Origin of the sequence: Winogradskyella sp. 4-2091 (assembly GCF_045765065.1) — a bacterium.
In the GTDB taxonomy this organism is placed as follows: domain Bacteria; phylum Bacteroidota; class Bacteroidia; order Flavobacteriales; family Flavobacteriaceae; genus Winogradskyella.
Genome location: NZ_JBJKOD010000010.1, coordinates 62,125 through 74,978, shown reverse-complemented (window position 1 = coordinate 74,978; position 12,854 = coordinate 62,125). Strand labels below are relative to the sequence as shown.

The 12,854-nt window shown below is 31.9% G+C and carries 8 protein-coding genes; 3 read left to right on the top strand and 5 right to left on the bottom strand.

Annotated features, from left to right (window positions below; genetic code table 11):
* Positions 1-54: 54 nt before the first annotated feature.
* The 5 genes from ACJBCC_RS13255 to ACJBCC_RS13235 are packed head-to-tail and all read right to left on the bottom strand — an operon-like array spanning position 55 to position 6,664.
* Positions 55-525, bottom strand: coding sequence for a hypothetical protein (locus ACJBCC_RS13255; protein WP_407557435.1), 471 nt, complete (start codon positions 523-525; stop codon positions 55-57).
* Positions 526-527: 2 nt separating this feature from the next.
* Positions 528-3,671, bottom strand: coding sequence for a non-ribosomal peptide synthetase (locus tag ACJBCC_RS13250; RefSeq protein ID WP_407557434.1), 3,144 nt, complete (start codon positions 3,669-3,671; stop codon positions 528-530).
* A 14-nt stretch (positions 3,672-3,685) separates the two neighbouring features.
* Positions 3,686-3,925 (bottom strand): phosphopantetheine-binding protein, encoded by a 240-nt coding sequence (locus ACJBCC_RS13245; protein WP_299102884.1) that lies wholly within the window; start codon positions 3,923-3,925, stop codon positions 3,686-3,688.
* Positions 3,918-5,510 carry an amino acid adenylation domain-containing protein gene (locus tag ACJBCC_RS13240; protein WP_407557433.1) on the bottom strand — a complete coding sequence of 531 codons (1,593 nt, stop codon included), beginning with the start codon at positions 5,508-5,510 and terminating at the stop codon, positions 3,918-3,920. The genes ACJBCC_RS13245 and ACJBCC_RS13240 overlap by 8 nt, the downstream gene beginning before the upstream one ends.
* The gene (locus ACJBCC_RS13235) at positions 5,510-6,664 is read right to left on the bottom strand and encodes an acyl-CoA dehydrogenase family protein (RefSeq protein ID WP_299102880.1); all 1,155 of its coding nucleotides are present in this window, start codon (positions 6,662-6,664) and stop codon (positions 5,510-5,512) included. Before ACJBCC_RS13235 ends, ACJBCC_RS13240 begins: the two co-directional genes overlap by 1 nt.
* Before the next feature lie 873 nt (positions 6,665-7,537).
* Here ACJBCC_RS13235 and ACJBCC_RS13230 point away from each other — a divergent pair.
* From ACJBCC_RS13230 to ACJBCC_RS13220, 3 genes are read left to right on the top strand one after another with little or no spacing between them, the layout of a single operon-like run.
* Positions 7,538-8,599, top strand: a complete 1,062-nt coding sequence (locus ACJBCC_RS13230; protein WP_407557432.1) for an ornithine cyclodeaminase family protein — start codon at positions 7,538-7,540, stop codon at positions 8,597-8,599.
* Between the two features lie 45 nt (positions 8,600-8,644).
* On the top strand, positions 8,645-9,898 hold the full coding sequence (locus ACJBCC_RS13225; protein ID WP_407557431.1) for a HupE/UreJ family protein: 1,254 nt from the start codon (positions 8,645-8,647) through the stop codon (positions 9,896-9,898).
* Between the two features lie 25 nt (positions 9,899-9,923).
* On the top strand, positions 9,924-12,848 hold the full coding sequence (locus ACJBCC_RS13220) for a non-ribosomal peptide synthetase (RefSeq protein WP_407557430.1): 2,925 nt from the start codon (positions 9,924-9,926) through the stop codon (positions 12,846-12,848).
* Positions 12,849-12,854 lie beyond the last annotated feature (6 nt).

Below are 12,854 nucleotides of genomic sequence, written 5' to 3'. Positions count from 1 at the left end.
AGAAACACTTCCCATATCGCATAGGTAATTTGAAAAACTTAAATAATGAAGCTGTTAAACTATAGGTGGTTTGTAGAGTTGATCGAGATACCTACTTTTAAAAATCATTGATTTATTTTGATAAATTGAAGGCTCCTTTTCGTTGTTATTCTGAAATACCAAAATGTATTTATTGAAAGTAATGTGCTTATTAATTTTTAAATCTAAAATTGACTCGCCTTGATGGTTTTTATCTTCACTTGAAGAATTATTCAATACCTCATCTATAAAATCAATAACATTATGCTGATGATTGCTGCTAAAGCTATTTTTATTTTCTACAATATGCAGCTTATTGACAGCGATGTGGTTGCCTTCAAAATCATGTTGAAGCACATAACTTGGTGCTTGTAAATGATGAGATAGGTTATGTAAAATTTTGCTTATTGGTAATTCTGCAGGTCCCAAAATATAGCATAACGTAATAACCACAGCAGTTACTCTGAACAAATTATTTTTGATACTATTTGGTTGATTAGGTTGCATTTCTATTCGGCTAATAAGCTTATTATGGTTTCCTCTACATAGGTTGCATAAGAGGCTACAGTAGGATATACGAAAATTTTATCAAGTGGGTTTTCCATTTCTAGTATTTCGTTTAAAGCACTTGTAATTCTCATAGCTAATAATGAGTGTCCTCCTAGTGCAATAAAGTTATCATAGATCCCAATTTTTTCAATATGTAATAACTCTGACCATACATTGGCAACAATTTCTTCTATTTCATTTGTTGGTGCGATATAGGCTTCATTGGACTTAAATCCTATATTATTTTCATCTTTAAGTTTTTTACGGTCCGTTTTAGCGCTTGTGGTTAGCGGAAAGTGATGTAGATATTTAAATTGCAATGGTATCATGTAACTTGGAAGCTTCCTAACTAAATAATTTTGAATTTGTGACACTTCAAGTTCATAATCGCCTCTATAAAAGGCAACCAATTGTGCGTTCTTATTTAATCCACCATCATCTTTTTCTATAACAAGTGTTACGGCTTCAATAATGCCATCAATCTGTTCTAAAACACATTCTATTTCTCTCAGCTCAATACGATGACCATTCAGTTTTACCTGACTATCTTTTCGACCTAAAAACTCGAACTCATTATCACTATTAAGTCTCACTAAATCGCCAGTATTGTAAAGTCTATCTGTATTTAAAAATGGATTTGTAATAAATAGTTCTGCTGTAAGATTAGGACGTTTTACGTAACCATCTGCAATACCATGACCACCAATAAAAAGCGTACCAACCACACCTTTAGGAACAGGATTAAGATAGTCGTCTAACACCAAGGCGATTGTGTTAGCTATAGGTTTACCTATTGGAACCGAAACACCTTTATGTTTTTCAGAGTTAAATTTTGAAATCACACAAGCAATAGTAGCTTCTGCTGGACCATAAAAATTATAAATACTAGTATCCTTGTGGTACTCTTCTTTAATTTTATTGGCCAAATCCGTTTTAAAATCTTCGCCTAATACTATAATATTTCTCAAGCTACAATTAGCATTTCCTTTACCAATAAACAATAATAAATGTGATGGTGTTAACACAATAGAATCTGCTCTATTATCTTCTAACATTCTTAATACCGAACCATCTGGACCTTCTTCATCCTCTTTATAAACAATGATTTCTCCGCCTTGATACAGTGGCAATAAAATTGCCGTATACGTTATATCAAAACTTATCGATGTACAGAATGCAAACTTTGTTTGCGCGCCCCAAAAATTATTACAACTCTGTAAATAATTAGAGACACTTTGTTCTTTAATTTTAATGCCTTTAGGTTTCCCTGTAGAACCAGATGTGTATAATATGTAGGCTATTTCGTTAGGATTAAATTTCTGTAGAGTAAACGTAGTATTGGATTTGTTATCCGTCCAACTTTTATCTGAAATATCAAAAACCTCTATGGCAGAATCTTTTAAATTCTTTTTTAAACTTGACGTTGTCACTACCAATTTACACTCAGAATCTTCTAATATAGTCTTAATGCGCTCTTTGGCCTGATCGGCAGCAATAGGAACACAAGTTACATGAGATTTCATAAGAGCTAATAAAGAAATAACGTAATCAGCAGACCTATACATATGCAAACCCACACGATCACCTGCTTTAATTCCTTTATTTTTTAACGTAAAACAAAGCGCGTTAGACAACCTGTTTAGATCATTATATGTGTATGTTTCCGATTTATCTCTAATAGCTATTTTGTCTGAATAATTTTCAATGACATCAGTAATCTTATTTATGAAAGATGGGTAAGAATTATTAAAAGCGACCATGTCTAATTCTTCTTTTATACTTTCCTTGCTAATCATTGAAGGCACGTCTATTAATTGAGAATTATCTTCTAGAAAAGCGTCTAATATTTTTAAGAAATGTGATGGCGTGTTTTTTTGCATTTCAGAATTAAATACTGCTGTATTTAAATCAAACAACAACTCTATATCTCCTGTTCCATCCATATCATAAACCGTACATCTCATATGATGTGCTGCGTCACAATGATTAGGATGAATCCATTTTGAAGTCACAGAATTACCATTAAAATCTGAAAAACTAGCTTTTATATAATTCAGCACCACGTTAAAGCCGCTACTTGCTTCTGTAGTTGCCATTCCTGGTTGAGCGTTACGTAAATAGTTATTAGTTTCATTTCGTACTTTATTGTAAAAAGTTAGAAATGTATCATCAGTAGAAAACTCAGCAACCAGCGGAAACAATTCCACAAACATACCTGCGGTTTTCTTAAATGCATTGGTCACTCTACTGTGAGACAATGCACCAATGGCTAATTTTTCTTCATTGCTTACTCGCTTTATATAGACAAATAATGCCGTTAGAAATATATTGAAATAGGTAAGATCTTTTGTCCAACAGCGAAACTCTGGCAAACTCACTAACTGCTCTAATTTTGCAATACGATCTTTGCCCAGACTAACAGAAACTCTAGTTGAAGACGATGTGGATTCTTTATTCTTTTGACCATATAAAATAGGTGCTGCAGTTACTTTTTTTGCCGTTTCTTTCCAGTAGTTTCTAATATCATCTTTTTCTTTGTCATGTGTAATAATGGCTTCAAATTTTAGATAATCTCTAAACTGTGGAATTTCTGGTAAACTTTCGTTTTCAGAATTTAAATGTTGTTGGTAAAGCTTTGAAAAATTATCAAATAAAACAGTAGACGATGTCGCATCTGTAACTAAATGATGCATATTTAAAAACCACACATATTTAGCTGTATCTAACTTATAAAGAACGGAATTAAACAGAGGTTGAGAAGTATCAAAAACTTGCATAGTTCTGTTTTGTAATTCCTTTTCTAAATCTAATGTACTTCTGTTTAAAAACTCTACAATTTCTAAATCATATTGAAAATTCGCTAAAACATTTTGAGATGGAATGCCTTTGTCTTCACTGAATGTTATTCTGAACACATCTAAATTAGCGATTAAATCATTAAAAGATTGCTTAAAAATTCGCACATCTAATTTACCTGAAATCTCAAAAGAATGTGCCATATTATACATAGGACTCTCTGGATTTAGTTTTTGACCAACCCAAAGCATTAATTGACTTTGCGTCAATGCTATATTTGTCTCTATGTAATTAATTTCTGAATTCATTATAGTTCTAAACCTTAATCTGATTTACTTTTTAAATAATTTGTAATACAGGCAACCGTCATAAAATTTTCTATGACCATATCTTGAGCAGGAATTTTTAATTTAAACTCTTGCTCTATAAACCCAACCAGCTTCATCATACTCAATGAATCTAATAATCCGCTTCCTAACAAATCATCTTCCGCATCAAGATCAATAGCTTCGTCACTTACAATTAGCTGATTTTTTATGTAATTTATAATTGTATTATCCATTATGGTTTTCTGATATTTTTATTTGAATTTTATTTCTATCTATCTTGTCTGAGGTTGTCCTTGGGAATTCATTCATTATATAAATTTCTTCCGGAACAGCATATTTTGGTAAATTTTGCGAACAGTGTATTTTTAATTCTTTGATATCAATCTCACTTGTTTCATTTTTTAACAAAACAACCGCTGTAACCGAATCACGAGACTCATTATTATTTTTTTCTACATATGCCACTGCTTCTCTCACATCTATATGTTGAAGGAGTATAGCTTCAATTTCATCTAATTCTACACGATAACCTCTAATTTTTACTTGCCTATCATTTCTACCAATAAACAGTAATTGACCTATCTCATTTTCTTTGACGACGTCGCCTGTTTTAAAAAAAACATGATCATAACCTGATAGGATTGACTCGTGATAAAATGATTTATCTGTTAGTGGTTTGTTATTATAATAGCCCAACATCATGGTTTCGCTTCTTATCGCTAAAACTCCTGAAGTTCCTTTTTCTACCTGTTTATCATTAGTGTCTAAAATTCGGTAATCTGTATTTTCCCAAACTGTACCAAGAGGTAAATCTTCATTAATCTCATAAGTATTGTCAATGTTAAAATATGTACATTGATTAACTTCTGCAGGACCATAAACATTGCTAAATTTGGCTTGAGGCCAAAGCGCTAATAATTGCTTAATATATTTATTAGGAAATACTTCGCCTCCAAATAAAACCCATCGTAGCGATGAAAAATCCTTTTCTTCAATTAGTCCATTGAGGAACAATTGTATTAATGCTTGTGGTGCAGAATACCAAATACTAATTTTTTCTTGTTCTATTAACTGTGCTAAACTTACTGGCATTTTGGTATGCGCGTCAGACAAAACAACGATTGTAGATGCAGCCAATGGTGCTGTAAAATAGGCAAATGTTGAAATATCAAAATGCAATGGAGCATGGCTTGCAATAACATCTAGAGCAGCAACATCATAAAGCGTTTTAGAACCTTTAGCGTAAGCCAAGCAACTATTGTGTGTATGCATAATACCTTTTGGTAATCCTGTAGAACCTGAAGTATACATTATATACGCTAAGTCTTTACCTAAAACTCTAGGAAACTCAACAGAATTTCTGTCTGATTTATAAACATTAGACCAAGATACTGTGTTTACATCTAAATCTTTATCTAGCCCAATTATTGTTTGTAAACCTTCTGAAACTGCAGCTATTTTAACAATTGCCCTAGATTGTGCTGGCACCGTAACTAGATGTTCAATTTTACAATCGTCTATTAAAAATTGCGTACGTTCGTTTGGCGCAGTAGGATCTAAAGGAACAAATACGGCTCCTGCCATTGTAATACCGTAAACCGCTATAAATGATTCCATACAGCGATTCATATAAATACCTATACGATCGCCTTTTTTTACATTAAGCTGGAGCAAAGTAATCGCTAAGCATTCTGATTTTTCATAAAATTCTTTATAACTAATAGATTGAGACATGTATCTAAGAGCCACCTTATCTGGATGCTCTAAAACTGCATTTTCTAATATTTTTGGGATTGTATAAATCATTTCGTTATACATTATTTAGAAAATAATAATTGTGAAATAATGTTTCGTTGAATATCTGAAGTACCAGCATATAAAACACCACCAACAGCATCTCTAAGATTTCTTTCTACACCATATTCTGTTATATAACCACTTCCGCCATGGTTACGAACAGCATCTAAACTAGACGTTATAAAACTCTCACTTAATTGTAGTTTTAACAATGCTGCATCTAACATTGCAGAATCGCCTTCATTTTTAAGCCAAGCAACCTTATATAGTAAAAGTCTTGAGGTTTCTAAACGTAGTTTCATATCTGCTATTCGGTTAGACACAGATTGAAATGTATTTATAGCTTGACCAAATTGTTTTCTTTCTTGTACAAATTTAATACTGGTTTCTAATTGACGCTCCATAGCACCTAATTGACTTGCTAAAATACTGCAACGATCATACTCTAAAGAATACGTGGTAATTGCCCAACCAGACCCTTCTTTTCCTAATCTATTTTCTTCTGGAATAAAGCAATCTTTGAAAAATAAATCTCCAATGGGTACTGTTCTTAATCCCATTTTAGATTTGTTTACACCTTGTGTAAATCCTTTGGTACCTTTTTCTACTATAAAGCCAGTTACTCCCCATTTTCCAATTTTTGGATTAACATTTGCAAATACCAAAGCGATATCTGCTTCTGGTCCAAAAGTGATTAAGCGTTTCTGACCATTTAGAATATAGCCGCCTTCTACTTTTTTAGCATGTGTTTTCATATTAAACACATCAGAACCGGCTTCTGGTTCCGTTAGTGCATGGCATCCTATTTTGTCACCAATTACCATAGACCTTAAAAACTTTTCTCGCTGAGCTTCAGTGCCAAATTCAAAAAGCGGTAATTGCACAGTCCACATTTGCGCATTTAAAGCAAATGGCAAGCCATTATCATTACTACCATAACCTAAACCTTCCATAGCAAGTGTTGCTGTTAGTAAATCAATGTCCTTAAATTTCCCTCCATACTTCTTTGGCACTGACAAACCTTGAATCCCAAATTCAGCACACTTTTTCCAGAGTACTCTTGAAAAACTTAAATTTTGATCGCGTTCTTCAATATCATCATTAAGATTTTCTTTTGCGAATGCAATTATTTTATCCTTAAAATCAATCTGTTCTGGGCTCCAAGAAAAATTCACTTGTATATCGGTTTTATTAAAATTTTGTTTTGTAATTTTTATCTCAATATTCTGTTTTTAAAAAAACAAAACTTAGCTAATTAAACGAAAAATATATAAATAAACTGATTATCAAGTCGTAATGAATTTTAATCCGTTAAACATCTACATTCCCTTTTATTCGCGTTTTAATTAGTTATTCAGCAATAAATCCATGCTTCAATTACTAAAAGTATATACTTTTAGTAAGTTTACGTAAATATGAAGTGCTTGGTTTTATTAATTCTACAATTCATATAAAAGAAGATTATTCATCTATATCTATAGTTAAAACTTTTGAGTTTCTAATAACCTCATATTGCTCTCCATTGAATAATGAAAGTTTTTGATAAACATCAATCTTTTGAATATAATGTTTACCATCATACAAATTCTCAACAGGAAAAACTAAACGTTGCGAAGGCGCTGAAGCTACGTATACTCATGTAATAATTATTAGAATTATATTCAATAGCGATACAAAACTCAAAACCAAATTAGGCTTTGTCGTGCACCAAAATAAATATTATGATTTAATGAGGAAGAAGTAAATCATTGACAAAAAACAGCACTAAAAAACTAATTTAAAATATTTTAAAACCCTTAATTCGATTTTATCGTAAATACTTTAATAAAGATATTTTCACATCTAATGTGATGAAAAACATTGTTTTGATAAAGTTATAAAAATTAATTTAGTTCAATTATCAATTACGAAAAACGCTGATTTATTACAATATTGTCACTAATATCTTTGGGATTGACCACTTTATCGAATGTATTGATTGAAATTGTTCGATATCCTTAATAATCAACTAAATTGAAAAAAAAAGCCTTTTTTAACTTCGCTAACCCATGAAGAAGAATACACTAATTTTATCTGCTAGTGATGTCAATTTAATAGTAGAAACTTATGGTTTCAATAAATTAATGGACACACTAATAAGGAGAACAACAGAGAGTATTAAAGCATACGATGCTGAAAAAACTGAAATCCCAATTCGCTCTGGTTTTAACTACGATATAAATGATCCTGGATTAGTAGAATGGATGCCTGTTCATAAATTAGGAGAAGAAGTGGTTATAAAGGTTGTAGGTTACCATCCTAGAAACCCTGAAAAACTAGATTTACCTACTATTTTATCATCTATTTCATCATACTGCACAACAACTGGCCATCTTAAAGGTCTAGTAGATGGCGTCTTACTCACAGCTTTAAGAACTGGTGCAGCATCTGCTGTGGCTTCAAAATTGTTGGCTAAAGAGCAAAGTTCAGTTTTAGGTTTAATCGGTTGTGGTGCACAATCTGTAACACAGCTTCACGCTTTATCAAGAGTATTCAACATAAAAAAAGTACTATTATTTGATGTAGACACCTCAACTATGACATCTTTTAGTAATCGCATAGAAATGTTAGATCTTAACATTGAGATTAAATTTTCGTCAATTAAAGATATTTTAAACACAAGTGATATTGTTTGTACAGAAACATCAATAGATGTTGGTACGGGTCCCTTGTTTAATAACTTAGAAACTAATGACCATATTCATATCAACGCTATCGGTTCTGATTTCCCAGGAAAGGTAGAACTTCCTTTAGAGTTATTAAAGCAAAGTTTTGTTTGTCCAGATTTTTTAGAACAAGCAAAAATTGAAGGGGAATGTCAGCAACTTTTAGATTCTGAAATTGGACCAGATTTATCTGATTTGGTTAAGCATAAAGCAACTTATGCCTATGCTAAAAACAAAAGAACTGTTTTTGACTCTACGGGTTGGGCTCTAGAAGACCAGGTTGTTATGGACTTATTTTTAGACCTAGCAAAAGAGTACGGAATTGGTCAAGAAATCTCAATTGAAAACATTTCAGAAGATGCAAAAAACCCGTATCACTTTATGCTAAAATCTGTACCAATATAGTTTAACAAATCTCTAAATATTTCCCTTTTGCTAAAACTAAACTAAATGAAAAAACTACTACTAAAATCGCTTTTTATACTACTATTGTTAATACCAATGGTTATTGCTGCTCACTTCCCTAATCAAAGTTATATCTTTATTAGTGTTTATGAAACCAATGGTATTGAAGGACGGTTTGAAATTAATACACGTGAAATAAACAAAGTCTTTAATTTAAACCTTAGAGATAATGTAACCGCTGAAGAGTTTAAACCATACGAGGAGCAACTAAAAGCATACATCTTAAAACATGCCGCATTCTCATCTAAATATGGGTCGCACAACATAATCTTAAAAGATGTTGGTTTACTAGATATTTCCCAAGGCACAATGGTTCAGGTTTTCTTTAAGCTAGACAATATGGAAAAATTACCACAATTGCTAGATGTAAAATATGACGTTGTTTATGAAAAGGATGATACACATAGAGGTTATTTAATTACAGAAAATAGTTGGGCAGCAGGTGTCATAAATCAAGAAGCAAATATCTCACTGAGTTTTACACCAAATGAAACTGAAGCTACATTAGACCTCTCAGACACGTCCATATGGAAAGGTTTAATAGCAATGATAAAACAAGGGGTTTGGCATATTTGGATAGGTCTAGACCATATTCTATTTTTATTAGCATTGATCTTACCATCAGTGGTTCGTAGAGTTAGAAAAAAAGAGACAAACGTTACAGGTAATTCAGTAAGCATAGAATCTTCTAATTGGGTACCAGTAGAGAGTTTTAAAGATGCCTTCTTTTATGTTATAAAAATAATCACATTTTTTACTATTGCTCATACAATTACGCTGAGTTTGGCTTCACTTGAGATCGTGAAGCTACCATCAAGATTTGTTGAAACTATAATTGCATTATCCATTGGGTTAGCTGCATACCATAATATAAAACCTATTTTTAAAGGTAAAGATTGGATTATTGCATTTGTATTTGGGCTTTTTCATGGTTTCGGATTTGCAAGTGTTTTATCCGATTTAGGTCTATCATCAGAAAACCTTGGTTTATCTTTATTAGGCTTTAATATTGGTGTAGAAATCGGTCAATTGTTAATTATAGCAATGATGTTTCCTGTTCTGTATCTGCTAAGAAAGACAAAAATCTATAAGAAGATTTTACTTTATGGTTCAATATTTCTAATTATTGTTTCCTTATATTGGGTAATAGAACGCACTTTCGATATCAAATTTGGTTTAGACGATCAGTTTAAGAGTTTTATAAGACGTATTATTAATGCTTTAGGCTTGTGGTCTTAAGTTTTCATTTTCTAAATTTTCCCTAATGAAAAGTGAAATAGACAAAAGTTCCCTGCTTAGTCAGTGGAAAAAACAAAAGCGAAATACGCCAACGTTGCTTAAAATAAATAAAGCTCCTCTTGGCGAAGCTATTCCTTTGTCTAAAGGTCAACAGCGTCTTTGGTTTTTGCAACAATTATATCCTAACAATTCGTTTTATAATCATGCTGAGTCTTATACCATATTAGGAGAATTAAATTTTGAATTCCTATCTAACAGTTTCGATTTAATCATTGAAGAACAAGAAAGTCTTAGATCTTACTTTCCTATTGAAGATGGGCAAACAACAATTAAGATTGCTTCAGATTTTAAATTAAAAATCAACACCGTAGATTTCAGCACCTTTCAATTAGATGAGGCTAAGCAAAAAGTTAACGATTTTATAGCGGAAGAAATCATTCTACCTTTCAACCTTAATGCTGCACCACTTACTAGAGTTTCACTACTAAAACTAACTGAGGAAAACCATATCTTGTCCATAAACATACATCACATTATTATTGATGAATGGTCTATGCGACATTTCATCAATTCATTAGCTGAGTATTACACAAAACTATCAAAAGGCGAAACCATCCAGCCAAAAGAACTGCCTATTCAGTATCAAGATTATGCTTATTGGGATCAGCATAGAACATTACCAACGAAACAAGTTGACTATTGGAAACATAAATTGTCTGGCACAATACCAGTTTTAGAATTACCTACGGATTATAAAAGACCATTACAACCTTCGTATGAAGGAGCGCATTATTCATCTCTACTATCTAAAGAAGATTCTGAAGGTCTTTTAGCGTTTTCAAAACAAATGGAAACAACTCCTTTTGTGGTAACTCTAACTATTTTCTACACACTTTTATATAGATACACCAACCAAAAAGATATTTTAATTGGCCTACCTTTTACTAATAGAAAGGATAAATCATTGCAAGATTTGCTAGGCTTCTTTGTAGACACTATTGTTTTGCGTACGCAGTTTAACGAAGACAATTCATTTAAAGAATTACTGTCTAAAGTGAGAAAAAACACGTTAGATGCATTCTCTAATAATGATATTCCATTTAACTATTTAGTTAATGAATTATTACCTAGCAGATCATTAAGCATGAACCCGTTTTTTCAGGTTATGTTTGTTTTTAACAGTGACGAAAAAACCTCTAGCAATGATTATAACATTGATTTTAAAAAGCGTAATGACATTCATTTAAAATCTTCAAAATTCGATTTAACCTTATTTATAAATGAAAAAGATGGTCAACTTGCAACCACTCTAGAATATGCTACAGACCTATTTGATGAATCTACAATAGAACGTTTTTCTGCACATTTTAATAATTTAGTAAAAGCAGTCATTAGCAATTCAGATAATTCAATTGCTGAGCTACCAATGTTAACCTCTGATGAGAAGATGTATTTCTCTAAAGATAACAGCTCATCAAATCATATCTTTAAAAACTTTACAGGCATACATCATATTATTGAAGATATTGCTAAGAAAAACCCAGACACTATAGCTGTTACTTTTGGCTCAGAAAAATTATCTTATAAAGATTTAGATAAACGGGCAACAGCCTTAGCTCATAGTTTACTTGCGAGGAAGAATGTAAACGATAAAATAGTCGGCTTATCTATTAAACGGTCTACTGATATGATTGTTGGCTTACTTGCCATTTTAAAATCCGGTTGTGCTTACTTACCAATAGACCCAGATTATCCCTCACAACGTATTGATTTCATATTAAAAGATGCTGATATAAATTGCATTATTACACAACAATCTTTATCTCCGATTTTCAGTGAATTTAAAACGGACATAATAACTATTGAAACCGTTGAAGATATCAACGATACTAATAAAAAATTACCTTTAGCATCAAACACTGACCTGGCTTATGTAATCTATACATCAGGAAGCACAGGAAATCCTAAAGGTGTACCCATTACACAAAAAAACATAATTAATTCTACAGCAGGACGCTTAGCATTTTATGATAATAACCCAACAGCTTTCCTTTTAATGTCTTCCATTTCTTTTGACAGTTCTAAAGCTGGTATTTTTTGGACACTCTGCACAGGCGGAAATTTAGTAATTTCAGAACAACGTTTAGAGCAAGATATTGATGGCATTGCCAAAATTATTGAAGCTAATAAAATTAGCCATACGTTAATGCTTCCATCGCTATATCATTTAATTTTAGAACATAGTAACACTGCTAAACTTAATAGCTTAACAACCGTTATGGTTGCTGGTGAAGCATGTTCCGTTGCTGTAGCAAGGAAACATTTTTTAACACTACCTAATACAGATTTATATAACGAATATGGCCCAACAGAAGCTACCGTTTGGTGTATTGCGCATAAAGTTTCAGAATTAGATATAGAACACAACAAAATACCAATAGGAAAAAGTGTCGCTAATGCTAATGTTCATATATTAAATTCAAACCTAAAACCAGTACCTTTTGGTGTAACTGGAGAACTTTATATTAGTGGAACAAGTTTAGCCGGTTATTACATAAATAGACCAGACTTAACTGAAAAAGCTTATCGAAAAAACGAGAAGAACATTACATTGTACAAAACAGGTGATCTCGTTAAATATAATACTGATGGTAATATTGAATTTTTAGGCAGAGCAGATCAACAAGTAAAAATTAGAGGATATCGGGTAGAACTCAACGAAATTGAGACTGTTCTTAATGAAAATAAAATGGTTAAAAAAGCTGTTGTCGTAGCGGAAACTACAAATAAGAATATCAGTTCAATAGACACCAATACTGCGGTAGAAGCTTCAGAACTGGCTCAAATATTAATAGAAAACTTAGATTCAGTTGAGATAAAAAAATTGCTTCACTCTGTTGAAGTATTAGATACCAATGATAAAGCGTACTTATTCAAACAATTGAAATAAGTCATA